Here is a 23,603-nt window from a genome sequence, read left to right on the forward strand (position 1 = left end):
TATGAAACCGTCTTCATCAAAAATTTTCACCGATTATCTAATTATAGGAAGCGGTGTTGCAGGCCTCAGAGCAGCTATTGAGCTTGGAAGTAGGGGTAAAGTAATTGTTGCCACAAAGGATTTACCTACGGAAAGCTCTACCGAGTATGCCCAGGGTGGTGTGGCAGTGGCCCTCAGTGATGAAGATGAGATAGGAATTCATTTTGAAGATACTATCAAGGCTGGCGATGGATTATGTAACGAAGAGGCTGTCAGAATTCTTGTAAGTGAAGGACCTGAAAGAATAATAGAGCTGATAAACTGGGGAGCTGAGTTTGACAGAGAAGGCTCTCGTCTTGCCTTTACTCTCGAGGCAGCCCATTCAAGAAGGAGAATTCTCCATGCTCATGGTGATTCTACGGGAAGGGAGATAGAAAGAGTTCTCATAAAGAAAGCATCAACGATGAAAAATATTCAGAAGGCTTCTTTCACTATGGCATTAGACCTTATTGTTGAAGATGGTATCTGCAGAGGAGCTTTGCTCTTAAGGGAAAAAGAGATAATCCTTTGTTATTCAAAAGCAACGCTTCTTGCCACAGGGGGGGCAGGCCAGGTATTTTTGAGAACTACCAATCCAAGAGTTATTACAGGAGATGGAATGGCAATGGCATTTAGAGCTGGTGCGTATCTTAAAGATATGGAGTTTGTTCAGTTTCATCCTACAGCTCTTTATGCCAGAGATGTGCCTGCTTTTCTTTTAAGCGAGGCAATGAGAGGAGAAGGAGGCGTGCTAAGAAACATTAAGGGAGAGCCTTTCATGAAAAATTATCACTCCCTCGGAGAACTGGCTCCCAGAGATGTTGTTTCGAGAGCGATAATTTCAGAAATGGTAAAGACATCTTCAAGCCATGTTTATCTCGACATGACCCATCTTGACAGAGATTTTATCAGAAATAGATTTCCAAACATCTACTCGACATGTTTGAAGTTTAACATTGATATAACTCGTTCTCCTATTCCAGTCTCTCCAGCTGCACACTTTATAATGGGAGGAGTGGAAACAGATGTAAACGGTAGAACCAATATTGAAGGACTTTTTGCTGCCGGTGAGGTTGCTTGCACAGGCGTTCATGGTGCAAACAGACTTGCAAGTAACAGCCTTCTTGAAGGTCTTGTTTATGGCTATAGAGCGGCAAAGGAATGCTTTAATTATGTCGAAGGCAAAGAGGAAAGGCCATTTCCAGAACATATTGAAATGAAGAAAATTGTCCATTTGGATGTTGAGACAGTAAAGGAAATGCGTGAAAACCTAAGAAAGACCATGTGGGAGAAAACGGGTGTTATTAGATGTGGCGAGTCTCTTGGAATAGCCCTTTCGAAGATAACGCCATATTTTGAACAACTCTCAAAAGTTTTCTCTTTAGACCCCTTTGTGATAGAACTTAAAAATATGGTAACCGTAGGCTTATTAATAACTCTTTCTGCTTTTAATAGAAAAAACAGTGTTGGAGCACATTTTAGAAGTGATTTCAAAGATAAAACTCCAGGATGGCAAAAACATACAAGGGTTATGAAAAGAGAGGAAGGAATAGAGATTTTTTATTGAGGAAATATGCGTAAAGCAAAAATAGTTTGCACAATAGGACCTTCAACGGAAAAAAGGGAGACCCTGAGGCAGTTGATTCTGGCGGGAATGGATGTGGCACGTCTAAATTTTTCTCATGGAAGCTATGAATGGTTTGAAAGAATAGTGAAAACTATAAGGCAAGAGGCAGAAAAACTTGGCAGACCTATAAGTATCCTACAAGACCTTCAGGGAATAAAGATAAGAATAGGAGAGGTGGAAAATGGAGAGTGCGAGCTTGTTGAAGGAGAGACTTTAGAGATTTTTGCAGGTAACGGAGTTTCAAATTGCAAGACAATATTCATTTCCTATCCTCCCTTACTTGAAGATGTAAGGCCAGAAGAGGAAATTCTGATTGATGACGGACTTTTAAAAATTAAAGTTATTGAGAAGCTCCAGGACAGACTTGTTGGTGTTGTTGTAGAAGGAGGAGCTTTAAAGTCAAAGAAGGGTGTAAACTTACCTTATACGAGAACTACCATAAATGCTTTCACTGATAAAGACAAGGCAGACCTTTTGTTTGGCTTACAACTTGACATAGACTACATCGCCGTATCCTTTGTGAGAAATGAAAGAGATATAGGAACCATAAAAAAATGGGCTCGAGAGAAAGGGCTAAGCCTACCGCCGATTATTTCAAAGATTGAAAAGAGAGAGGCTTTAAAAAATATTGAGGCTATTCTTGAACAAAGTGATGGCATAATGGTTGCAAGAGGTGACCTTGGAGTTGAGCTTCCTACAGAAGAAGTGCCTGTTTACCAGAAGATGCTGATTGAGGCGGCTAACAAAAAGAGAAAATTGGTTATCACAGCTACGCAGATGCTTGAGTCAATGAGAGAGCACTCAAGACCTACGAGAGCTGAGGCAACGGATGTGGCAAATGCGGTTCTCGATGGAACAGATGCTTTAATGCTTTCAGCGGAGACTACAACAGGGAAATATCCTGTAGAGGCAGTGAAGACAATGGATTCTATAATAAGGTTTACGGAAGAAAATTTGGGCAATAAAATAATTTCACCTTACAAAGTTAGTAATTACTTTCCCGAAGCTATAGCATCTGGAGCAGTGAGAGTAGCTCAGGATATTGAGGCAAAGGCTATTGTGGTATTTTCTCATTCAGGTTTTTCTGCTTTATTAATCTCAAAGCTTAGACCACCGATGCCAATTGTGGCTTTTACACCAGACTACAAGGTCTTCAAAAGTCTATCATTAATTTGGGGCGTTGTGCCTATGCACATACCTTTCAAGCTTGACGTAATTGACGATGACTTTCTAAAAGAAACGGAAAGTCAGCTAAAGAGTCTTAACCTCGCAAGAAAAGGGGATTCTGTTGTATTTGTTGCAAGCTCACCTTTTTTAGGCAATCGAAACGTCATAAGGCTGCATAAAATCGGAGACCCTCTATAAAAGGTCTGCGTAGGTATAGTTTCTTAGATAGGTTATGAACTCCTCTACAGCAGGAGAAAGAATTGTGTTCTTTGGCAGAACAATATAAAAGTCTCTGGTAATTTTTCCTTCTTTTAGCCTTACAATTTTCAAGTTTCCGCAAGCAATTTCTTTTCTGATTGCCCATTTTGAAACTATTGAAAGACCGATACCTCGCTCAACAGCTTCTTTGATTGCGCCAGTGCTACCAAGAATTAGGGAAACATGCATATCCGAGACACTTAGGCTGTGTTCGGCTAAAAACTTTTCAATGACAAACCTTGTTGATGAGCCTTCTTCTCTAAGGACAAAAGGTTCTTTAATTACGTCGAAAATTGATACTGATTTCTGATTACCAAGGGGATGGTCTGGCGGGCATACAATGCATAGTTCATCTGAGATTATTGGTTCCACTGTATATTTATTTTTCCCTGGCACTTCAGAAGAAATTCCAAAGTCGATAAGGCTTGTATTAAGCATTTCAATTATCTTCTTGTCATTTCCAATGGAGATGCTTACTCTTATTTTTGGATGCCTCTTTTTAAAATCAACGGCTATGGCAGGCAAAATATAGTTGCCCGCCGTAATTCCTGCTCCAATCTTAACGCAGCCCTTAATTAATCCAGTGATTTTACTTATCTCCTTCGCCGCTTCAGCATACATTGTTAAAATTTGCTTAGCATACTTGTAAAGTATCTCGCCTGCAGGTGTGAGATTTATGCTTCCTGAAGAACGGTCAAAAAGCTTTGTCTCGTATAACTCCTCCAGAGCCTGAATCTGTAAACTTACAGCAGGCTGGGTGAGATGAATAATCTCGGAAGTTTTGGAAAAACTTCTCGTTTCCGCTACTGTGCAGAAAACTTTTAGCTTGTGGTCTTCCATAAACAAATTAATTTTAGCATAAAAAATTTTAATAATCAAGCAAAATAATACCCTCATGTTGACATCGAATATCTTCCCGTTATATATTATAAAAAAGATTGATAAGGGGGTAAGGTATAAAGATGGATAGTAAAATCAAGTTAATTCAAAGATTGAAAAGGATTGAAGGTCAGATTAGGGGATTGCAGAGAATGATTGAAGCTGGAAGGGGTTGTGAAGAGATAATAACCCAGTTTTCCTCGATAAATGGAGCACTGAAGGGAGCAGGCTTTTTAATTGTAAAGTTTTATCTTCGGGATTGTCTTACCAGAAATGAGGGCTCCGTAGAAAAAATTGAGAAAGATATTGAAAGAGTAATAAAAACTTATATTTCAGCTGTATAGGAGGTAAAGCTATGCCAATTTATGAATACAGGTGCAAAAAATGCATGAGCGTTTTTGGGAAGTTCAAATCAATCTCCAGCAGAGATGAAAAAGAGATTTGTCCTGTATGTGGAAGTAGTGAGACCGAAAGGGTTATCTCTACATTTGCAAGTAATATCAAAAATTGTAGCACTTCATTCAGTTCTGGTGGCTGAAGGATAAGATAATCGGTAGGTTACCGAGGGAGGAGAAAGATGAAAATTTCAAGGAGAGGTTTCCTTGCCATGTCTACCGCTTTATGCGGAAATTTTTTATTGGGAAATAAGGCAGAAGCAGCAGAAGGTAAATACGCTACGATTATAGATATTACAAAATGTGATGGATGTAAGGATGAGCCTATTCCGCTCTGTGTTAAGGCCTGTAGGGATTATAACAAAGATAGATTTCCTGAGCCTAAAAAGCCAATTCTGCCTTATTGGCCTCGAAAAACCTATGAAGATTGGTCAGACAAAAGAGATAAGATTGATACCCTTACTCCCTACAACTGGATTTTTGTTCAGAAACTAACATTAGAGGGAGAGGAAATCTATATTCCAAGAAGATGTATGCATTGTGATAACCCTCCATGTGTGCGAGAATGTCCATTCGGCGCTCTTACAAAGCAACCGGAGGGCAATTCGGTCATAAGTGATAAGATATGTTTTGGTGGTGCAAAGTGTAGAGATGTCTGCCCTTGGCACATTCCGCAGCGTCAGGCTGGAGTTGGAATATATCTTGAGCTTTTGCCTAAATACGCAGGTGGAGGGGTTATGTATAAGTGTGACCTCTGTAAGGATAAGATTAAAAAAGGTGAAGAGCCTGCGTGTGTTGTGGCTTGCAGAGAAAGGCTGGGAGATAAATCAGTATTTGTTTTTGACGAGAGAAAAAAGATTTTTGAAACAGCCATGAAAAGAGCTAAAGAAGAAAGACTTTATATCTATGGAGACAAACAGAATGGTGGCACTTCAACTCTTTATCTTTCAAAAGTGCCCTTTGATAAGATTGAGCAAACTCTTAAGGAGAAAAAAGAGAGATTTCAGATGCCTATAAAAGTAGAAAACAAGATTGAGTCAAAATTTAATCCAATCGGAAAAATAGTTTTAGCTTCTGCAGTAGTTTCTATGGCAGGAGGAATTTTAGGTGCTCTCTCATCAAGAAAGACGAAGAAAGAGGAGGAAGGCAATGAAAAGGAAAATTAAAAGACACAGCTTAATTGAGATAATAGAGCACTGGAGCATTGCTATTTCAGGGATAGTCTTACTCTTTACAGGGTTGGGATGCTTACCCCTGTATAAGAGATATTATATCTCCGAGATACCTGGTTTTGCATGGACAGCTGACTTTTACAACGTAACTGTAGTGCATTACATTGCCTCGATAATCTTTGTCTCCGCCGTTATTTTTCATATTTTTTATCATGGCTTAAGAAGGGACTTTTCCATTTTGCCGAAAAAAGGAGATTTATCAAAAAGCATAAAAGTTATTGGTGCAATGCTTGGAATTGGCAAAGAACCACCATCGGATAAATATCTCCCAGAGCAAAGAATTGCCTATGTCGGAATTGGCATTGTTGTTCTCATTTTGACAGTAACAGGCATTATAAAAGTATTGAAAAATCTCCAGTGGATTATACTTTCTCCGACTTTTGAATCTATAAATACCCTCATTCACACCTTAACGGGTTTTATTTTCATACTTGCACTCATCGTTCATGTAGGCACGGTCATCCTGTTCAAATCAAACTGGCCGCTTCTTAAAAGCATGTTTACAGGTTATGTAGATGAAGATTATGCAAAGCATAGACATTCTTTGTGGTATGAGAAAATCAGAAAAAATTAGTTGCTTCAATTTTGGGCAAAAGAAAAATTTTTTAATTTTTATCGAAGCTTTTTGCAATCATTAACAGAGTTTTCAACAAAGTTTGTTTAAAATTGGAAAATTATTAGAGTTGAAGGAATTTTTTTCTAATTGTTTCTCTGATTTGTTCGTCAGAGGCATCTGGCTCAGAGAGGAAAAGTTCCATGAGCCTAACGGAATTTCTCGATAGACAATTTGGGCATTTGTCTTGAATGTGGATGGCAAAACAGTCCATACAGAAAAGAGCATTTCTGAGGGGGATAAGACATTTTCCGTATCGTTGCTTTATCGTGCATTTTTCTTCAATTTCGTAAATTTTAGTTTTTTCCATAGATGATTATAGCAGATATTGCAATAAAAGAGATAAAATTTTTAAAATATAATGTCTGCGCCTGTAGCTCAGTCGGATAGAGCAACTGCCTTCTAAGCAGTGGGTCAGGGGTTCGAATCCCTTCAGGCGCGCTGGCGGATGTAGCTCAAAGGTTAGAGCACTGGACTGTGGCTCCAGGTGCTGCGGGTTCGAATCCCGTCATCCGCCCCATCCAATATTTAGCCAGATAAAAGATTAAAATTTTTATCTGACATAAAGGTCGGAAGATTTTTTATTTGCCTTGACATAAGTTTTAATTTTTGATAAACTAAAAAGTCTTGTCTGCAAATGTTAAGAATTTGTTAAAGAATGATAGAGATACTTTAAGATAAGAGGTGAGAAGGTGCCAACAATAGCGCAATTAGTAAAGAAAGGCAGAGAAAAGGTTGAGAAGAAGACTAAATCGCCAGCTTTGCAGTCTTGTCCGCAAAGAAGAGGGGTTTGCGTAAGGGTTTACACGACTACACCTAAAAAGCCTAACTCGGCTCTGAGAAAGGTTGCAAAGGTCAGGCTCACCAATGGTGTCGAGGTGATTGCCTATATACCCGGCGAGGGACACAACCTGCAAGAGCATTCGATAGTTTTAGTAAGAGGTGGAAGAGTAAAGGATTTGCCAGGCGTAAGGTATCACATTGTCAGGGGAACGCTTGATTGCGCAGGAGTTAACAATAGAAGAAAGAGCCGTTCCAAATACGGCACAAAAAGACCAAAATAGTTGAGGAGTAAGAAATGCCAAGAAGAGGTTATGTGCCAAAAAGAGAAGTTTTGCCAGACCCGAAATATCAGAGCAAGCTTGTTTCTAAATTAATAAATGTAATCATGAAAGACGGAAAGAAATCAACGAGTGAAAGAATTTGTTATGGCGCCTTTGAGATAATAAAGGAAAAAACTGGCTCAGACCCACTTAAGGTTTTTAAGCAGGCCATCGAAAACATTAAGCCTGTTCTTGAGGTAAGGCCTCGAAGAGTGGGAGGTGCTACCTATCAGGTGCCGATGGAAGTAAGACCTAACAGGCGACTAAGTCTTGCTTTGAGATGGCTTTCAACTTATGCAAGGCAGCGTAAAGAAAAAACTATGAGAGAAAGGCTGGCAGCCGAAATAATAGATGCTTACAATAATGTAGGTTCTTCAATAAAGAAGAGAGAAGAAACCCACAAAATGGCAGAAGCCAACAGAGCATTCGCTCACTACAGGTGGTAATTTAGAGGAGGCTATGAGTAGATTTCCTTTAGAGAAAACGAGAAATATTGGTATTATGGCTCATATTGACGCCGGTAAAACAACGACGACAGAGCGTATTCTTTATTACACTGGCGTAACATACAAAATTGGCGAAGTCCATGAGGGAACGGCCGTAATGGACTGGATGCCTCAGGAGCAAGAAAGGGGTATTACAATTACAGCAGCTGCAACAAGCTGTGAATGGAAAGACCATAAAATAAACATAATAGATACACCAGGGCATGTAGATTTTACCATAGAAGTCGAGAGGTCTCTCAGAGTTCTTGACGGAGCAATAGCTGTTTTTGATGCTTCTGCTGGAGTTGAACCCCAAAGTGAGACTGTCTGGAGGCAGGCAGATAAATACAGGGTCCCAAGAATTGCTTTTATGAATAAAATGGATAAGCTTGGGGCGGATTTTTCAATGGCTGTAGAGAGCATGGTTGAAAAGCTTGGTGCAAATCCTGTTCCTGTCCAAATACCTATAGGTAAAGAGGATACTTTCAGGGGGCCCATTGACCTAGTTGAGATGAAGGCCTACTACTTTGATGATGAAACTTTGGGGGCTAAATTTGTAGAGGACGAAATACCTCAGCAATATCTTGATGAAGCAAAGAAATATAGAGAGAAAATGATAGAGGCATTATGCGATATAGATGATGTTCTTATGGAAAAATATCTTTCCGGTGAAGAGATTACAGCAGAGGAAATAAGGAAGGCCTTAAGAAAAGGGACTGTTGAGCTGAAGATAACCCCTGTTTTATGTGGCTCTGCTTTTAAGAATAAAGGCGTTCAACTTTTATTGGATGCCATTGTTTATTACCTTCCTTCGCCTCTTGATGTTCCGCCTGTAAAGGGTGTTAATCCTTTGGATGGCTCTGAAATTGAGAGAAGGCCAACTGTTGATGAGCCTCTTACTGCCTTGGCTTTCAAAATTATGGCAGACCCTTACATGGGAAGCTTAACTTACGTGAGGGTTTATTCGGGAGTCTTATCCTCTGGTTCTTACATTTATAATTCCACGAGAAATATAAAAGAGCGTGTGGCAAGAATTTTTAGAATGCATGCCAATCATAGAGAAGAGATTAAAGAAATATGTGCAGGAGATATTGCCGCTGTTGTTGGCCTGAAAAATACGCTGACAGGAGACACTATCTGCGAAGAGTCAAATCCTATTATGCTTGAAGCTATAGAGTTTCCCGAGCCTGTTATCTCTGTGGCAATTGAACCAAAGACAAAGGCAGACCAAGAGAAATTGTCTATGGCACTTCAGAAGATATCTCAGGAAGACCCTTCATTTAGAGTGTCCTACAATGAAGAAACGGGTCAGACGATAATTTCTGGAATGGGCGAGCTTCATCTGGAAATAATTGTCGATAGGTTGACGAGAGAATTTAAAGTAGGCGCGAATGTTGGAAAACCACAGGTTGCCTACAAAGAGACCGTGAAAAATCCTGCTAAAGCAGAAGGTAAATTTATCAGGCAAACCGGTGGTAGAGGACAGTACGGTCATGTATGGATTGATATAGAGCCAATGGAGAGAGGAAAAGGATTTGAATTTGTCAATAAAATCGTAGGAGGAACCATTCCGAGAGAATACATTCCTGCCGTTGAGAAAGGTATTGTAGAGGCCATGGAAGGTGGGGTGCTTGCAGGTTATCCGTTGGTTGATGTAAGGGTAACGCTTTTTGATGGTTCTTATCACGAAGTAGACTCTTCAGAAATGGCTTTTAAGATTGCCGGTTCAATGGCGCTCAAAGAAGCATGCAAAAAGGCAGAACTTGTTCTTCTTGAGCCAATTATGGATGTAGAGGTAGTTACCCCAGAAGACTATATGGGAGAGGTAATAGGAGATTTAAACTCAAGAAGAGGAAGAGTACAGTCCATGGAAAAGAGAGGAAAAGCGCAGGTTATAAGGGCAATGGTTCCGCTCGCAGAGATGTTTGGATATGCTACGGACTTAAGGTCAAAAACTCAGGGTAGAGGCACATACACGATGCAGTTTTCTCATTATGACGAAGTACCGAAAAATCTTACCGAGCAGATTATTGCAAAGATAAAAGGGAATGCAAAATAAAAGTTTAAGAGACTTTGAAGGAGGAGAGTAATGGGAAAGGCAAAATTTGAGAGGAAGAAGCCACATGTGAATGTGGGGACGATAGGGCACATTGACCATGGGAAGACCACATTAACGGCGGCAATAACTAAGTATTTGAATTTAAAGGGCATGGCACAGTTTAGGAGCTATGACCAGATAGACAATGCACCTGAGGAGAAGGCGAGGGGAATAACGATAAACACGGCTCATGTAGAGTATGAGACAGACAAGAGGCATTATGCCCATGTAGACTGTCCTGGGCATGCGGACTACATAAAGAACATGATAACAGGAGCAGCGCAGATGGATGGTTCCATACTGGTAGTAGCAGCCAATGATGGACCAATGCCTCAGACCAGGGAGCACATACTACTTGCAAGACAGGTAGGAGTGCCATACATAGTAGTATTCATGAACAAAGTAGACATGGTAGATGACCCGGAGCTACTTGACTTAGTAGAGTTAGAAGTAAGAGAGCTATTAAGCAAGTATGGATTTCCTGGAGATGAGATACCTGTAGTGAGGGGTTCAGCATTAAAGGCCCTTGAGAGTGGAAGCAACGACCCTAATGCAGAGGAGTACAAGCCCATACAGGCACTACTTGATGCATTAGACAGCTACATACCGGAGCCAGAGAGGCCGATAGACAAGCCATTTTTAATGCCCATAGAAGACGTATTCACCATATCTGGACGTGGGACAGTAGTGACGGGGAGAGTAGAGAGAGGGATAATAAAAGTAGGAGATGAAGTAGAGATAGTAGGATTGAGGGAGACCCGTAAGACAGTAGCAACGGGAGTAGAGATGTTCAGGAAGATATTGGATGAAGGAAGAGCTGGAGACAACATAGGAGTGTTATTGAGGGGAGTAGGGAAGGACGAAGTAGAGAGGGGGATGGTATTGGCGAAGCCAGGGAGTATAACGCCCCATACGAAGTTTAAGGCAGAAGTATACGTATTAACAAAAGAGGAAGGGGGAAGGCATACACCCTTTTTCAATGGATACAGGCCGCAGTTTTACTTTAGGACGACGGATGTGACGGGAGTGATAAAGTTACCTGATGGAGTAGAGATGGTGATGCCAGGGGATAATGTGAACTTAAGTGTAGAGTTGATAGCGCCGATAGCGATGGAGGAAGGATTGAGGTTTGCCATTCGTGAAGGTGGAAGAACTGTCGGTGCAGGCGTTGTGACAGAGGTGTTGGAGTAAAATGGACCAAAAGATTAGAATAAAACTAAAAGCTTACGACCATAGAGTTCTTGACCAGTCGGTCAAGGAGATAGTTGACACTGTCAAAAGAACAGGCGCAAGAATTGCCGGTCCTGTTCCTTTGCCAACAAAAATAAGTAGATACACTGTTTTAAGGTCTACAAATCAGGATAAGAAGTCAAGGGAACAGTTTGAAATAAGAATTCACAAAAGACTTATTGATATACACGATCCCACCCCCGAAACAGTAGAGGCTCTTTCAAAATTAGAGCTTTCTGCAGGGGTAGATGTGGAGATAAAGCTATGAAGGCGATATTGGGCAAAAAAGTAGGAATGACACAAATATTTGACGAAGAAGGCCGAATGGTGCCTGTAACTGTAGTTGAAGCCGGCCCTTGTTGGGTTGTGCAGGTAAGAAGCAAGGAAAAGGATGGATATGAGGCCGTTCAGATAGGTTTTAAAGAAGCTAAAAAGGAAAAGAATATAAAGAAGCCAATTCTGGGAATTTTTAAGAAGGCAGGAATACAGCCTTGCAAGATATTAAAAGAGTTTAAGATGAGCGGCTACAATGTAGGTGACAGGATAACGGTTGAGATATTCTCAAAAGGCGAGGTGGTAAGCGTAGCTGGCATTTCAAAGGGAAAAGGCTTTCAGGGCGTAATGAAGAGACACAACTTCAGGGGCGGACCAGATACGCATGGTTCAATGTTTAACAGAGCTCCAGGCTCAATTGGTGCAAGCTCCTTTCCTTCAAGGGTGTGGAAAGGTAAAAGAATGGCCGGACATATGGGAAATGAAAGGGTTACTGTTAAGAATATAAAAGTCGTAGATGTAATCCCTGAACAGAACCTTATACTTCTTAAGGGTGCTGTTCCAGGTGGAGTTAACGGAATATTAGAGATATGGAAGGTAGAGGTATGATAGAGTTAGAGATAAGAGATATCAACAACAACATTGTTGGCAAAAAAGAAGTTCCAGAAATTGTCTTTAATAATCAGGCAGATGATTCAGTAGTGCATTCAGCTGTGGTGGCATACATGGCAAATCAGCGACAGGGTACCCATGCCACAAAGACAAGAGCGATGGTTTCTGGTGGCGGCAGAAAACCATGGAGACAGAAACATACAGGAAGGGCAAGGCATGGAAGCATCAGGTCTCCCCTTTGGAGAAAGGGAGGGATTGTATTTGGTCCACAACCAAGAGACTATTATATTCAGTTGCCCAAGAAGATGAGAGATGCCGCTTTATTTAAGGCTCTAACACTTAAGTATCAGGATAAAGAAATTTTACTCCTTGACAAAATAGAATTAATGAGGCCCAAGACAAAGGATATGATTGAGATAATCAAAAATCTTGAGCTTGCAGATAGCTCTGTGCTTTTTGTTCTTCCCGATAAAGACGAAAATATCCTTCTGTCCTCAAGAAATATTCCTTATGTGGGTGTTATACGGGCAGGAGATTTAAATGCCTATTATGTTTCGCTTTTTGACAGAGTGGTGTTTACCGTATCTGGCCTTGATAGACTTTTGCAGATTAAGGGGGTGGTAAGCTGATGAACGTATTCGAAATCATAAAAAGACCGATTTTTACTGAAAAGGCGATGAATCTTAAAGAGACCGAAAATAAGATTGTTGTAGAAGTTCATCCGAAGGCAAATAAGGTTCAAATTAAAAAGGCCTTTGAAGAATGCTTTAAAGTTAAGGTAGAGAGTGTGGCTGTGATAAACATTAAACCCCGCACAAAGAGAGTTGGGCTTTATTATACGACAACTAATAGGGCTAAAAAGGCGATAATTACCCTCAAAGAAGGGGAAAAATTAGATTTAATAGAGGGTGTATAAATGGGAATAAAAAGGTCTAAACCAACATCAGCAGGAAGAAGATTTGTCACTTACCCTGATTTTAGCGAAATAACAGCTGACAAACCCTATGAACCTTTAACTGTCTGTATAAAAAAGAGAAAAGGTAGAAACAATCAGGGAAGGGTTACTTCATGGTTAAAAGGCGGGGGTAACAGAAAGCTTTACAGAATAATTGATTTTAAGAGAAACAAATATAACATTCCCGCTAAGGTGGTCAGTATAGAGTATGACCCTAATCGTTCTGCAAGAATAGCTTTGCTCAAGTATGTAGATGGAGAATATAGATATATATTAGCCCCAGATGGCCTAAAAACTGGCGATACAGTAATGAGTGGAACGGGTATAGATATAAAGATTGGTAATGCTCTACCTCTAAAGGAAATCCCTCTTGGCACGATGATTCATAATATAGAGCTTTACCCAAAGGGAGGAGGAAAGCTTGTAAGAAGCGCAGGAGCAGCAGCACAGCTTATGGCTAAAGAAGGTAAATATGCACATGTTAAGTTGCCTTCAGGTGAGATGAGGCTTATAAGCGTAAACTGCATGGCAACAATAGGACAAGTTAGCAATCTTGACCATGAAAATATAATAATAGGTAAAGCTGGAAGGATGAGGCATATGGGCAGAAGACCCTCTGTGAGAGGAGTTGCCATGAATCCAATTGACCATCCACTTGGCGGAGGCGAAGGAAAGGCTTCTGGTGGAAGACCTGCTTGCAGCCCATGGGGTAAACCAGAGGGAGTAAAGACAAGAAAAAACAAAAGAACTGATAAGTTTATAGTAAAGCGCAGGAAGTAAGGGGGGTAGAAAGTGGCGAGATCATTAAAAAAAGGTCCCTTTGTTGATGAAAAACTTATGGAAAAGGTTAAAAAGGCTATAGAGAGTGGAGATAAAAAGCCGATTAAAACATGGTCAAGAAGGTCAACGATTGTGCCAGAATTCATCGGCCTAACCTTTGCAGTTCATAACGGAAGAAAATTCATACCTGTCTATGTTACGGAAAACATGATTGGACATAAATTAGGTGAATTTGCACCTACCAGAACTTTCAAGGGCCATGCAGGCTCAGAAGAGAAGAAAAAGGCTAAGGGGAAATAAAACATGGAAGCAAGGGCTATATTAAGATATGCTCGCATAACTCCAACAAAAGCAAGAAGGGTTATCAATTTAATTAGAGGAAAAAAAGCTGGCGAGGCTCTATTGACCCTCAAATATATGCCTCACAGAGGTGCCAGAATAATTGAAAAGCTTTTGAGGTCCGCGTTAGCGAATGCCGAACAGAAAAATCCAAGAGTTGACATTGACGCTTTAAAAATAGTAAAGGCCTATGTAGACCAGGGGCCAATGTTCAAAAGAATAGAGCACAGAGCAATGGGAAGGGCAAACATAATTAAGAAGAAAACCTCCCATATAACTATATACGTTGGCTCAGAAGAAAATTAAACTGGGGGTGATGAGTTGGGTCAAAAAACAAATCCAATAGGAAACAGAATAGGAATAATTAGGACATGGGAGAGCAGATGGTTCTCAAAGAAGGCCTATGCGGACCAATTAATTGAAGATTTGAATTTACGGAAGAGTTTGAAAGAAAAACTTTATCATGCAGGAATTGCAAGAATTGAGATAGAGAGAGTGGGAGAAAAAATCAAAGTAATTATCTTTGCAGCAAGGCCAGGAATAATAATTGGCAAAAAAGGTGCAGAAGTCGAAAAGCTTAAAAAGGAAGTTGAAGATATAACTGGTAAACAAGCAAATATTGAGATAAAAGAGGTAAGAAGACCTGAACTTGATGCTCAGCTTGTTGCTGAAAACATAGCTCTTCAGATAGAAAAAAGAGTTGCCTATCGTAGAGCAATGAAGAGAGCCGTTGCATCTTCCATAAGATTTGGTGCAAAGGGAATAAAAGTCTCTTGTGCAGGAAGGTTAGCAGGAGCAGAGATAGCAAGAACTGAGTGGTATAGGGAAGGACGAGTTCCTCTCAGCACCTTCAGGGCTGACATAGATTATGGTTTTGCAGAAGCAAAGACTACTTATGGAATTATTGGTGTTAAGGTATGGATATTCAAAGACGAAGTTCAGCCTGGTCGGTATATAAATTACAACTATTAATTGGGTGAGGTACGAATTATGTTAGCTCCTAAGAAAGTTAAATTTCGTAAAATGCAGAAAGGCAGAATGAAAGGCATAGCTTACAGAGGAAGTTCTGTCTCTTTTGGTGATTTTGGATTGAAGGCCTTAGAACCTGCATGGATTACATCAAGGCAGATAGAGGCTGCGAGAGTGGCAATAATGAGGCACGCTAAAAAAGGTTGTAAGCTCTGGATAAGAATTTTCCCAGACAAACCAATTACAAGAAAGCCAGCAGAGACAAGAATGGGAAAAGGAAAGGGTAATCCAGAGTTTTGGGTAGCGGTGGTTAAGCCAGGCAGAGTAATGTTTGAGATTTCAGGAGTTTCAGAAGAAGTGGCTAAAGAGGCTTTTGAACTTGCGGCTCATAAGCTTCCGATAAAGACAAAATTTGTTAAAAGGCAGGAGAGTTTTGTATGAAGGCTAAAGAATTAAGAAATCTTTCACCAGAGGAGTTAAAGAAAAAGGAGATGGAGCTCAGAAGAGAGCTGTTTAATTTGAGATTTCAGCTGGCAAAGGGTGAGCTTCAGAATGTAAGAAGGATAAGAACTGTAAAAAAAGATATTGCCAGAATACTTACCGTTGCAACAGAAATTGAAAAAAAGAAAAACTGAAAATAAAGAGTTTTAAGGAGTAGGGAAATGCCAAAAAAGATACTCAAAGGTACGGTTGTTAGTGATAAAATGGATAAAACTGTTGTGGTCTCTATCGAGAGAGTCTTTCAGCATCCTCTTTACAAGAAGACAATTAAAACAAGAAAAAAGTATAAGGCCCACGATGAAGAAAATAAATGCAAGGTGGGAGACTTTGTAGAAATAATTGAGAGCCGCCCAATAAGTAAAACAAAAAGATGGAAAGTTTTAAGAATTGTGAAGGAGGGTGAAGAGGGATGATTCAGCCAAGAAGCATTCTTGAAGTTGCTGATAACTCAGGAGCCAAAAAGGTTCAGTGCATAAGAGTTATGGGAGGTTCCAATAGAAAGTATGCAAGTTTAGGAGATATAATTATAGTTAGCGTAAAAGAGGCTCTGCCAGACAGCAATATAAAAAAGGGTTCTGTTGCTAAGGCGGTTATTGTGAGGCTTCGTAGGAGCATAAGAAGAGTTGATGGTTCTTATATAAGATTTGACCAGAACGCCGTCGTATTAGTTAATAACCAGCTTGAGCCAATAGGAACAAGAATATTCGGTCCTGTAGCAAGAGAGTTAAGATGGAAAGAGTTTACAAAAATAGTCTCTCTTGCTCCAGAAGTCATATAGATGGAGGAATAAGGTGAGTTTAGGTATTAAAAAAGGAGATACGGTTTTAGTTCTTTGGGGTAAAGATAAAGATAAAAAGGGAAGGGTTCTGGCTGTAATGCCCAAGAAAGAAAGAGTTATTGTTGAAGGGGTAAACATACTAAAAAAACATCAAAAGCCAACCAGAAAATATCCTCAAGGAGGAATAATAGAGAAAGAAGGGCCTATTCCAAGGGCAAAGGTGATGCTTGTTTGTCCAAAATGTGATAAACCTGCTCGCATCGGTGCACGAGTCTTAGAGGATGGCAAGAAGGTGAGAGTTTGTAAGAAGTGCAAGGAGGTTATTGACTAATGACTGCTGAAGCAACAAAGAAATACACACCACGTCTTAAGGAAAAATACTATAGTGACATAATTCCAGCTTTAATGAAGAGATTTAATTACAAGAATATAATGGAAGTTCCAAAGCTTGAGAAGATAGTTGTTCATGTTACTCTTGGAGAAGCAATTCAGAACATAAAACTACTTGATGCGGCAGAAAAACAACTTGCTTTGATAACAGGACAGAAACCTCTCATAACTAAGGCAAAAAAGCCTTTAGCAGCTTTCAAGTTGAAAAAGGGAATGCCTATAGGTGCAAAGGTAACATTGAGAAGAGAAAGAATGTATGAATTTCTTGATAGATTAATTTCCCTCGCTTTGCCAAGAATTAGAGATTTCAGGGGACTTTCAAAGAAGTCCTTTGATGGTAGAGGCAATTATGCCTTTGGTATAAAGGAACAATTCATATTTCCTGAAATTGACTACGACAAAGTTGAAATGATACACGGCTTGGACATAATCATATGCACAACTGCGAAAATAGATGAGGAAGCACTGGAATTATTGAAACAATTTGGAATGCCATACAGAAAATAAGGAGGGGTTGTGGCAAGGAAAAGTAAAATAGAAAGAGCAAAGTATCCACCTAAATTTAAAGTTCGTGTAAGGAATCGTTGCAGAGTTTGTGGCCGTTCGAGAGGTTATTTAAGACAGTTTGGCCTATGTAGAATTTGTTTCAGATTTTTAGCAAATGCCGGGAAAATCCCGGGAGTTGTAAAATCAAGCTGGTAGAGAGGTGAGGATATGTTAACTGACCCAATTGCAGACATGCTTACTCGAATCAGAAATGCCATTAAAGTAAAAGCAGACAAGGTGGATATACCTGCCTCAAGGATAAAGATAGAAATTGCAAAGATACTGAAAGAAGAGGGTTTTATAAAATCTTATAAAATCATCAAAGATAAAAAACAGGGCATAATTAGAGTGAATCTAAAATATACTCCCGAGGGAGATTCTGTTATCTCCAATTTACAAAGGGTGAGTAAGCCTGGCAGAAGGGTGTATGTTGGAAAGGCAGAAATACCAAGCATTATGGGAGGGCTCGGAGTAGCTATTCTGACCACATCAATGGGAATTATGACTGATAAAGAATGCCGACAGAGAGGCGTCGGTGGTGAATTATTATGTTATGTATGGTAAGAGGTGATAGAATGTCAAGAATCGGTAGGAAGCCTATTCTAATACCAGACGGTGTAGAGGTAAAAATAGAAAACAGTAGTGTTAGCGTTAAAGGGCCCAAGGGGCAACTCAGTTATAGCCTGCCAGAGGGTATAACTGCTACATTAGAAGGTAAAACTTTAGTAGTAACAAGAAATTCAGAGGTTTCAAAAACAAGAGCTCTTCATGGACTTGCAAGAAGCCTTATCTCAAATATGATAACGGGTGTGTCACAGGGATTTTCAAAAGCTCTTCAGATAGTTGGTGTAGGTTACAGAGCACAGCTTAGCGGAAACAAGCTCGTAATCAATATCGGTTACTCCCATCCTGTTGAATTCCCCTTGCCTGAAGGCATTAAAGCTACCGTTGATGACAAGCAGACAACAATCACTCTTTACGGTATTGATAAACAGTTGCTCGGGCAGATAGCGGCAAACTTAAGAGCCATAAGGCCTCCAGATGCGTATAAAGGAAAAGGAATTAGATATGCCGATGAAACATTGAAATTAAAACCTGGCAAAACAGGAAAGAAATAAGGAGGTTTAGCTTTGCGCGATAAAAGGGAACTCAAAGAAAGAAGACGCCAAAGAATAAGAAAAAAAATATCTGGAACTAATGAAAGACCCAGGTTGTCTGTGTTTAGAAGCTTAAACCACATATATGCCCAGATAGTTGATGATACAACAGGCAGAACTCTTGTATCAGCTTCAACCTTGGACAAAGAATTTAAGGAAGTGAAAGTTAACAAAAGCAATATAGAGTTTGCTAAGAAAGTCGGAGCTATGATAGCAGAGAAAGCTTTAAATATTGGAATTCAAAAGGTTGTCTTTGACAGGGCAGGCTATAGATATCATGGTTGCATCAAAGCTCTTGCAGATGCTGCGAGAGAAAAGGGATTACAGTTCTAAGGAGGAAGGATGAGGCAGGAAAGAATAAACGCCAGCGAATTAAATCTCAAAGACAAAGTTGTCTACATAAATAGAGTTGCCAAAGTTGTAAAGGGTGGTAGAAGATTCTCTTTCAGCGCACTCGTAGTGGTAGGAAACGAATCTGGCATTGTAGGTGTAGGCAAAGGCAAGGCAGCAGAAGTGCCTGATGCAATTAGAAAGGCTATAGATAAGGCTAAGAAAAATCTTGTAAGCTTTCCACTTAAAGAGACAACAATACCTCATAGAATAGAATATAAATATGGTGCTACAAAAATCGTAATAAATCCTGCTCCAAAAGGAACTGGAATAATCGCTGGAGGACCTGCAAGAGCTGTATTTGAAGTAGCAGGTGTTCAGGATATTGTAGCAAAGGTTCTTGGAAGTCATAATCCTTTTAATTCCGTTAAAGCAACCATTGGAGCATTAAGCAGATTAAAAGAACCTACCTCTGTTGCAAAACTCAGAACAAAGCCCTCAGAGATTGAGGCAACAGAAGAAAACCAGACAGTTGAGGAGGAGAAGGTTTCATGAAAATAAATGAATTAAAACCAGCAGAAGGAAGCAAAAGAAAACCAAAGAGAGTAGGTAGAGGTTTAGGTTCAGGACATGGAAGAACTTCTACAAAAGGTCATAAAGGACAGAAAGCACGCTCGGGCAGAGCAAAGGGACCAGGCTTTGAAGGCGGACAGATGCCTCTTCAGAGAAGGCTGCCAAAACGGGGTTTTTCAAATGCTCCATTCAAAAAAGAATATGCCGTAGTAAATTTGGCTGATTTAAATAAAATTAATGCTGAAATCATAACTCCCGAAGTTTTACTTGAAAAGGGTATTATTAAAAAACTCAAAGATGGATTGAAAGTTTTAGGCAATGGCGATATAGAAAAGTCAATTACAGTAAAAACTCATGCCATAAGTAAAACAGCCCGCCAGAAAATAGAGTCAAAGGGTGGTAAGGTAGAGGTCTTATAGTGGGACTTGTAACAGCCCTCAGAAATATTTTTAAAATTCCAGAACTCAGAGCAAGGGTTCTTTTCACCCTTGCAATGCTCGCTGTTTTTAGAATAGGCGCTCATATTCCAACTCCAGGTATTGACGGAGAGGCGCTTAGTAAGTTTCTCATGGAGCGTGGCGGAGCTGTCATGGGATTTTTCGACATATTCACAGGTGGAGCTCTCTCAAAGGTTACAATATTTGCTCTTGGCGTGATGCCTTACATAAGCGCATCCATAATATTTCAACTTTTAACTGTAGTAATTCCAGCTCTTCAGAAGCTTGCAAAAGAAGGAGAAGAAGGTAGAAAAAAAATTACCAGATACACCCGTTATGCCACAATAGTTATTGCTGCTATTCAGGGATTTGGAATAGCCGTTGGGCTTGAGACAATGGGAGGAGGACAGTTCATTCAAGAGCCTGGCTGGTCATTCAGGCTGGTAACCATGATTACTCTAACTGCTGGAACAGCTTTTCTCATGTGGCTTGGTGAGCAGATAACAGAGAGAGGTATTGGCAATGGAATTTCTCTTATAATCTTTGCAGGAATTGTGGCGAGGTTTCCTAATGCAATATTCTATACATACAATCTTGTTCGTACTGGCGAGCTTTCCATATTTTTTGTTATAGCCCTTGTGGTTGTAATGGTTGCTGTAGTGGCAGGAATTATATTTATTGAAAGAGGACAGAGAAGAATTCCTATTCAGTATGCCAAAAGAGTGGTGGGCAGAAAAATGTATGGCGGCTATACGACCTATCTTCCTTTGAAAATAAATTCTGCAGGAGTTATTCCTCCTATCTTTGCATCTTCTGTTTTAATGTTTCCTGCAACAATTGCTGGATTTATAGCAATACCATGGGTTCAGTCTCTTGCAAAACAGCTATCGCCAGGTAGCTTTCTTCATATTATTTTCTACGTAGGCTTGATAATATTTTTCACTTATTTCTACACGGCTGTCATATATAATCCTGTAGAAATTGCAGATAATTTGCAGAAAAATGGTGGCTTTATCACAGGAGTTAGGCCAGGCCAGAAAACTTCCGAATACATTTACAGAGTTTTGTCAAGGCTGACATTTATTGGAGCATTGTATCTGAGCGCCGTATGTGTCCTGCCGGAAATACTCATTGCAGAGTTTAACGTTCCCTTTTATTTTGGCGGAACTTCACTTTTAATAGCGGTAGGCGTTGCTCTTGACACGGTATCTCAGATTGAAACTCACATGATTAGCAGGTCCTACGATGGATTTTTCAAAAAATTCAGGATTAAGGGCAGGAAGGACTGATTAAATAGTGATTATTATCAAAAGCTCGGAGGAAATAAAAAAAATAAGGAAGTCCTGCCAGATAGTTGCTGAAGCTCTTGAGGCCTTAAAAACCTATATAAAAGAAGGGCTTACGACAAAAGATGTGGAGAGTTTCATTGAAAAAATTATAATTAAAAGGGGTGGAATACCTGCTTTCAAGGGATACAGAGGGTATCCATCAAGTGTATGTGTTTCTGTCAATGAACAAGTTGTTCATGGAATTCCCTCAGTAAGGCAGGTAATAAAGGAAGGGGATATAGTAAGTGTTGATGTAGGTGTTATCCTGGATGGATTTTACGGTGACGGTGCTTACACATATGCGGTAGGTAAGATATCTAATGAAGCGGAGAGACTCTTGAAGGTAACAGAGGAGTCTTTATACATAGGAATTGAACAAGCGGTTGTTGGCAAGAGAATAGGAGATATTTCAAAAGCCATTCAAAGCCATGTGGAACTTAATGGTTTTTCGGTGGTTAGAGCATTTGTTGGACATGGAATTGGCAGGTCTTTGCACGAGGATCCTCAAATTCCTAATTTTGGAACCGAGGGCACAGGCCCCAGATTAAAGGCTGGTATGACACTGGCAATTGAACCTATGGTGAATGCAGGAACGTTCGATGTGAGAGTTTTAGAAGATGGTTGGACTGTAGTTACAAAGGACGGTTCCCTTTCAGCTCACTTTGAGCATACCATTGCAATTACTGAAGATAGGCCAGAAATCTTGACTAAAATATAAAAATAATAATATATTAACAAGTTATGCCGAAAGAAGAAAATATTGAAATGCAGGGAACGATTGAAGAGGCCTTGCCTAATGCTATGTTTAGGGTAAGGCTTGACAATGGCCATTTGATTTTAGCATATGTTTCGGGGAAAATGAGGATGCATTTTATAAAAATATTACCAGGGGATAAAGTTCTCGTAGAGATATCTCCTTATGACCTTACAAAGGGAAGAATAATTTACCGATTTAAATAGGAGGTGTCATTTGAAAGTAAGAGCCTCAGTAAAGAAGGTTTGTTCTAAATGTAAGATAATTAAGAGAAAAGGTGTTTTGCGGATTATCTGTGAAAATCCCAAACACAAACAAAGACAGGGCTAAGAAAGGAGTAAGATATGGCAAGAATAGCCGGAGTAGATATTCCTAAAAACGAGAGGGTAGAAATAGGTTTAACAAGGATATTTGGTATCGGCAGAAGCCTGTCAAGCAGGATATTGAAAGAAACAGGAGTAGACCCTAACAAAAGGGTTAAAGACCTCAGTGACGAAGAGATAGTTAAAATAAGAGCAGAAATAGAGAAGAACTATAAAGTTGAGGGAGAATTAAGAAAAGAAATATCAATGAACATAAAAAGGCTCATTGACATTGGCTGTTATAGAGGACTAAGGCATGTAGCTAACTTGCCTGTAAGAGGACAGCGTACGAGAACCAACTCAAGAACGCGTAAAGGTCCAAGAAGAAAGATGATAAAGAAAAAATAAGAGAGGAGGGCATATAGATTAATGGCACAAAAAAGAAAAGGCATAAAAAAAGTAAAGAAAAACATTCCTCATGGTATTGCCCATGTGCAAACAACTTTCAACAATACAATAATAACAATTACAGACCCAAATGGAAATGTTGTCGCTTGGGCATCCTCGGGTAGTTGCGGATTTAAGGGGTCACGAAAAGGAACTCCCTATGCTGCTCAGATAGCAGCAGAGACTGTTGCAAAAAGGGTTATAGATATGGGAATGAAACAGATAGATGTAATGATTAAAGGCCCTGGAGCTGGAAGAGAGACGGCGATAAGGGCATTACAGGCAGCAGGTCTTGAGATTAATTTAATAAAAGATGTGACACCTGTTCCTCACAATGGGTGTAGACCCCCTAAGAGAAGGAGGGTTTAAATGGCAAGGTATACTGAGTCACTTTGCAGGCTTTGCAGAAGAGAGAGCATGAAACTTTTTCTTAAAGGCACAAGGTGTTATACAGAGAAATGTGCCTTCGAGAGAAGAAAATATCCACCAGGACAACATGGACATAATAAAGGCAAGCTTTCTGATTATGGTCTGCAACTTAGAGAAAAGCAGAAAGTAAAAAGAATGTATGGCGTAATGGAGAGACAGTTTAAGAACTACTTTGAAAAAGCTACAAAGATGAAAGGTGTAACAGGAGAAAATCTTTTAAAGCTTTTAGAGAGAAGAATTGACAATGTTATATATCGTATGGGCTTTGCAATAAATAGAAGGCAGGCAAGGCAGTTGGTAAAACACGGTTTTTTCTTGGTTAATGGCAGAAAAGTTGATATACCGTCTTATTTATTAAGAGCAGGAGATGAAATTGAATTAACTCAGGCTGGAAAAGAGCTTGAAGTAATAAAAGAAAATCTTGCATTGGCAGAACAGAGAGGTTTTCCTGCTTGGGTTGAAGTAAATATTGCAGAGATGAAGGGAAAATTTGTAAGAATTCCGGAAAGAGAAGAAATGCAGCTTCCAGTGCAGGAGCAACTAATTGTAGAGTTTTATTCCAAATAAATTTATAAAGCTATAAAAATTAGGAGGCTGT

The 23,603-nt window shown here is 39.8% G+C and carries 39 protein-coding genes and 2 tRNA genes; 39 read left to right on the forward strand and 2 right to left on the reverse strand.

The window, feature by feature from the left end; translation table 11 throughout:
- The first annotated feature begins 1 nt into the window (after position 1).
- The gene (gene nadB, locus ACZ430_RS09075) at positions 2-1,585 is read left to right on the forward strand and encodes an L-aspartate oxidase (protein WP_297211358.1); all 1,584 of its coding nucleotides are present in this window, start codon (positions 2-4) and stop codon (positions 1,583-1,585) included.
- A gap of 6 nt (positions 1,586-1,591) precedes the next feature.
- Positions 1,592-3,010, forward strand: a complete 1,419-nt coding sequence (gene pyk, locus ACZ430_RS09080; protein ID WP_297211355.1) for a pyruvate kinase — start codon at positions 1,592-1,594, stop codon at positions 3,008-3,010.
- Here pyk and ACZ430_RS09085 read toward each other — a convergent pair.
- Positions 3,005-3,949: a selenium metabolism-associated LysR family transcriptional regulator gene (locus tag ACZ430_RS09085; RefSeq protein WP_297211352.1), complete on the reverse strand. Its 945-nt coding sequence runs from the start codon at positions 3,947-3,949 to the stop codon at positions 3,005-3,007. The genes pyk and ACZ430_RS09085 overlap by 6 nt on opposite strands.
- A gap of 83 nt (positions 3,950-4,032) precedes the next feature.
- On the opposite strand from ACZ430_RS09085, the gene ACZ430_RS09090 reads away from it, so the two are divergent.
- The 4 genes from ACZ430_RS09090 to ACZ430_RS09105 are packed head-to-tail and all read left to right on the forward strand — an operon-like array spanning position 4,033 to position 6,150.
- Positions 4,033-4,293, forward strand: a complete 261-nt coding sequence (locus ACZ430_RS09090) for a metal-sensitive transcriptional regulator (RefSeq protein ID WP_297211349.1) — start codon at positions 4,033-4,035, stop codon at positions 4,291-4,293.
- 11 nt (positions 4,294-4,304) lie between these two features.
- Positions 4,305-4,487, forward strand: a complete 183-nt coding sequence (locus ACZ430_RS09095) for an FmdB family zinc ribbon protein (protein WP_297211346.1) — start codon at positions 4,305-4,307, stop codon at positions 4,485-4,487.
- A 39-nt stretch (positions 4,488-4,526) separates the two neighbouring features.
- A complete protein-coding gene (locus tag ACZ430_RS09100) occupies positions 4,527-5,510 on the forward strand; it encodes a 4Fe-4S dicluster domain-containing protein (protein ID WP_339944742.1) in 984 nt (327 codons plus the stop codon).
- Positions 5,494-6,150, forward strand: a complete 657-nt coding sequence (locus tag ACZ430_RS09105) for a formate dehydrogenase subunit gamma (protein WP_297211341.1) — start codon at positions 5,494-5,496, stop codon at positions 6,148-6,150. Before ACZ430_RS09100 ends, ACZ430_RS09105 begins: the two co-directional genes overlap by 17 nt.
- A gap of 103 nt (positions 6,151-6,253) precedes the next feature.
- Here ACZ430_RS09105 and ACZ430_RS09110 read toward each other — a convergent pair whose 3' ends face one another.
- Positions 6,254-6,499: a hypothetical protein gene (locus tag ACZ430_RS09110; RefSeq protein ID WP_297211338.1), complete on the reverse strand. Its 246-nt coding sequence runs from the start codon at positions 6,497-6,499 to the stop codon at positions 6,254-6,256.
- Between the two features lie 57 nt (positions 6,500-6,556).
- Here ACZ430_RS09110 and ACZ430_RS09115 point away from each other — a divergent pair.
- From ACZ430_RS09115 to rpsD, 33 genes are all read left to right on the forward strand, one after another.
- Positions 6,557-6,630: transfer RNA gene (locus ACZ430_RS09115), tRNA-Arg, on the forward strand.
- A gap of 3 nt (positions 6,631-6,633) precedes the next feature.
- Positions 6,634-6,709, forward strand: a tRNA-His gene (locus tag ACZ430_RS09120).
- 172 nt (positions 6,710-6,881) lie between these two features.
- Entirely contained in the window at positions 6,882-7,253 is a 372-nt protein-coding gene (gene rpsL / locus ACZ430_RS09125; RefSeq protein ID WP_297211337.1) for a 30S ribosomal protein S12, read from the forward strand.
- A gap of 14 nt (positions 7,254-7,267) precedes the next feature.
- A complete protein-coding gene (rpsG, locus tag ACZ430_RS09130; RefSeq protein WP_297211334.1) occupies positions 7,268-7,738 on the forward strand; it encodes a 30S ribosomal protein S7 in 471 nt (156 codons plus the stop codon).
- Positions 7,739-7,751: 13 nt separating this feature from the next.
- On the forward strand, positions 7,752-9,836 hold the full coding sequence (fusA, locus tag ACZ430_RS09135; RefSeq protein ID WP_464910563.1) for an elongation factor G: 2,085 nt from the start codon (positions 7,752-7,754) through the stop codon (positions 9,834-9,836).
- A 30-nt stretch (positions 9,837-9,866) separates the two neighbouring features.
- Complete coding sequence (gene tuf, locus ACZ430_RS09140) at positions 9,867-11,066, forward strand: elongation factor Tu (RefSeq protein ID WP_464910564.1); 1,200 nt, start codon at positions 9,867-9,869, stop codon at positions 11,064-11,066.
- A 1-nt stretch (position 11,067) separates the two neighbouring features.
- Positions 11,068-11,373, forward strand: a complete 306-nt coding sequence (gene rpsJ / locus ACZ430_RS09145; RefSeq protein WP_297210163.1) for a 30S ribosomal protein S10 — start codon at positions 11,068-11,070, stop codon at positions 11,371-11,373.
- Positions 11,370-11,987 carry a 50S ribosomal protein L3 gene (gene rplC, locus ACZ430_RS09150; RefSeq protein ID WP_297210165.1) on the forward strand — a complete coding sequence of 206 codons (618 nt, stop codon included), beginning with the start codon at positions 11,370-11,372 and terminating at the stop codon, positions 11,985-11,987. Before rpsJ ends, rplC begins: the two co-directional genes overlap by 4 nt.
- Positions 11,984-12,619, forward strand: a complete 636-nt coding sequence (rplD, locus tag ACZ430_RS09155) for a 50S ribosomal protein L4 (protein WP_297210168.1) — start codon at positions 11,984-11,986, stop codon at positions 12,617-12,619. Before rplC ends, rplD begins: the two co-directional genes overlap by 4 nt.
- Positions 12,619-12,906: a 50S ribosomal protein L23 gene (rplW, locus tag ACZ430_RS09160; protein ID WP_297210171.1), complete on the forward strand. Its 288-nt coding sequence runs from the start codon at positions 12,619-12,621 to the stop codon at positions 12,904-12,906. The genes rplD and rplW overlap by 1 nt, the downstream gene beginning before the upstream one ends.
- Positions 12,907-13,725: a 50S ribosomal protein L2 gene (rplB, locus tag ACZ430_RS09165; RefSeq protein ID WP_297210174.1), complete on the forward strand. Its 819-nt coding sequence runs from the start codon at positions 12,907-12,909 to the stop codon at positions 13,723-13,725.
- Positions 13,726-13,737: 12 nt separating this feature from the next.
- Positions 13,738-14,025, forward strand: a complete 288-nt coding sequence (rpsS, locus tag ACZ430_RS09170; RefSeq protein ID WP_297210177.1) for a 30S ribosomal protein S19 — start codon at positions 13,738-13,740, stop codon at positions 14,023-14,025.
- Positions 14,026-14,028: 3 nt separating this feature from the next.
- Positions 14,029-14,370: a 50S ribosomal protein L22 gene (gene rplV / locus ACZ430_RS09175; RefSeq protein WP_297210180.1), complete on the forward strand. Its 342-nt coding sequence runs from the start codon at positions 14,029-14,031 to the stop codon at positions 14,368-14,370.
- A 15-nt stretch (positions 14,371-14,385) separates the two neighbouring features.
- A complete protein-coding gene (gene rpsC / locus ACZ430_RS09180) occupies positions 14,386-15,036 on the forward strand; it encodes a 30S ribosomal protein S3 (RefSeq protein WP_297210182.1) in 651 nt (216 codons plus the stop codon).
- An 18-nt stretch (positions 15,037-15,054) separates the two neighbouring features.
- The gene (gene rplP / locus ACZ430_RS09185) at positions 15,055-15,474 is read left to right on the forward strand and encodes a 50S ribosomal protein L16 (protein WP_297210185.1); all 420 of its coding nucleotides are present in this window, start codon (positions 15,055-15,057) and stop codon (positions 15,472-15,474) included.
- Positions 15,471-15,668, forward strand: coding sequence for a 50S ribosomal protein L29 (gene rpmC, locus ACZ430_RS09190; protein WP_297210188.1), 198 nt, complete (start codon positions 15,471-15,473; stop codon positions 15,666-15,668). Before rplP ends, rpmC begins: the two co-directional genes overlap by 4 nt.
- Positions 15,669-15,695: 27 nt before the next feature.
- Positions 15,696-15,947: a 30S ribosomal protein S17 gene (rpsQ, locus tag ACZ430_RS09195; RefSeq protein WP_297210191.1), complete on the forward strand. Its 252-nt coding sequence runs from the start codon at positions 15,696-15,698 to the stop codon at positions 15,945-15,947.
- Entirely contained in the window at positions 15,944-16,312 is a 369-nt protein-coding gene (gene rplN / locus ACZ430_RS09200) for a 50S ribosomal protein L14 (RefSeq protein WP_297210194.1), read from the forward strand. The genes rpsQ and rplN overlap by 4 nt, the downstream gene beginning before the upstream one ends.
- A 13-nt stretch (positions 16,313-16,325) precedes the next feature.
- Positions 16,326-16,643, forward strand: a complete 318-nt coding sequence (gene rplX, locus ACZ430_RS09205) for a 50S ribosomal protein L24 (protein WP_297210197.1) — start codon at positions 16,326-16,328, stop codon at positions 16,641-16,643.
- Positions 16,643-17,209: a 50S ribosomal protein L5 gene (rplE, locus tag ACZ430_RS09210; RefSeq protein WP_464910565.1), complete on the forward strand. Its 567-nt coding sequence runs from the start codon at positions 16,643-16,645 to the stop codon at positions 17,207-17,209. The genes rplX and rplE overlap by 1 nt, the downstream gene beginning before the upstream one ends.
- 9 nt (positions 17,210-17,218) lie before the next feature.
- Positions 17,219-17,404, forward strand: coding sequence for a type Z 30S ribosomal protein S14 (locus ACZ430_RS09215; protein ID WP_297210203.1), 186 nt, complete (start codon positions 17,219-17,221; stop codon positions 17,402-17,404).
- 12 nt (positions 17,405-17,416) lie between these two features.
- A complete protein-coding gene (rpsH, locus tag ACZ430_RS09220; RefSeq protein WP_297210206.1) occupies positions 17,417-17,812 on the forward strand; it encodes a 30S ribosomal protein S8 in 396 nt (131 codons plus the stop codon).
- Positions 17,813-17,823: 11 nt separating this feature from the next.
- Positions 17,824-18,366: a 50S ribosomal protein L6 gene (gene rplF / locus ACZ430_RS09225; protein ID WP_297210209.1), complete on the forward strand. Its 543-nt coding sequence runs from the start codon at positions 17,824-17,826 to the stop codon at positions 18,364-18,366.
- Positions 18,367-18,378: 12 nt separating this feature from the next.
- Positions 18,379-18,738 (forward strand): 50S ribosomal protein L18, encoded by a 360-nt coding sequence (gene rplR, locus ACZ430_RS09230; protein WP_297210212.1) that lies wholly within the window; start codon positions 18,379-18,381, stop codon positions 18,736-18,738.
- A 9-nt stretch (positions 18,739-18,747) separates the two neighbouring features.
- Positions 18,748-19,290 carry a 30S ribosomal protein S5 gene (gene rpsE, locus ACZ430_RS09235; RefSeq protein ID WP_297210215.1) on the forward strand — a complete coding sequence of 181 codons (543 nt, stop codon included), beginning with the start codon at positions 18,748-18,750 and terminating at the stop codon, positions 19,288-19,290.
- Complete coding sequence (gene rplO / locus ACZ430_RS09240; protein ID WP_297210218.1) at positions 19,287-19,727, forward strand: 50S ribosomal protein L15; 441 nt, start codon at positions 19,287-19,289, stop codon at positions 19,725-19,727. Before rpsE ends, rplO begins: the two co-directional genes overlap by 4 nt.
- Positions 19,727-21,034, forward strand: coding sequence for a preprotein translocase subunit SecY (secY, locus tag ACZ430_RS09245; RefSeq protein WP_339945308.1), 1,308 nt, complete (start codon positions 19,727-19,729; stop codon positions 21,032-21,034). Before rplO ends, secY begins: the two co-directional genes overlap by 1 nt.
- A 7-nt stretch (positions 21,035-21,041) precedes the next feature.
- Entirely contained in the window at positions 21,042-21,791 is a 750-nt protein-coding gene (gene map, locus ACZ430_RS09250) for a type I methionyl aminopeptidase (RefSeq protein ID WP_297210221.1), read from the forward strand.
- 23 nt (positions 21,792-21,814) lie between these two features.
- Complete coding sequence (infA, locus tag ACZ430_RS09255; RefSeq protein WP_297210224.1) at positions 21,815-22,033, forward strand: translation initiation factor IF-1; 219 nt, start codon at positions 21,815-21,817, stop codon at positions 22,031-22,033.
- A 10-nt stretch (positions 22,034-22,043) separates the two neighbouring features.
- A complete protein-coding gene (rpmJ, locus tag ACZ430_RS09260) occupies positions 22,044-22,157 on the forward strand; it encodes a 50S ribosomal protein L36 (RefSeq protein ID WP_297210227.1) in 114 nt (37 codons plus the stop codon).
- Between the two features lie 14 nt (positions 22,158-22,171).
- Positions 22,172-22,537, forward strand: coding sequence for a 30S ribosomal protein S13 (rpsM, locus tag ACZ430_RS09265; RefSeq protein ID WP_297210229.1), 366 nt, complete (start codon positions 22,172-22,174; stop codon positions 22,535-22,537).
- A 21-nt stretch (positions 22,538-22,558) separates the two neighbouring features.
- Positions 22,559-22,945 (forward strand): 30S ribosomal protein S11, encoded by a 387-nt coding sequence (gene rpsK, locus ACZ430_RS09270; RefSeq protein WP_297210232.1) that lies wholly within the window; start codon positions 22,559-22,561, stop codon positions 22,943-22,945.
- Positions 22,946-23,572: a 30S ribosomal protein S4 gene (rpsD, locus tag ACZ430_RS09275; protein WP_297210235.1), complete on the forward strand. Its 627-nt coding sequence runs from the start codon at positions 22,946-22,948 to the stop codon at positions 23,570-23,572.
- Positions 23,573-23,603 lie beyond the last annotated feature (31 nt).

The sequence above is a fragment of the Thermodesulfovibrio sp. TK500a genome (assembly GCF_055381765.1).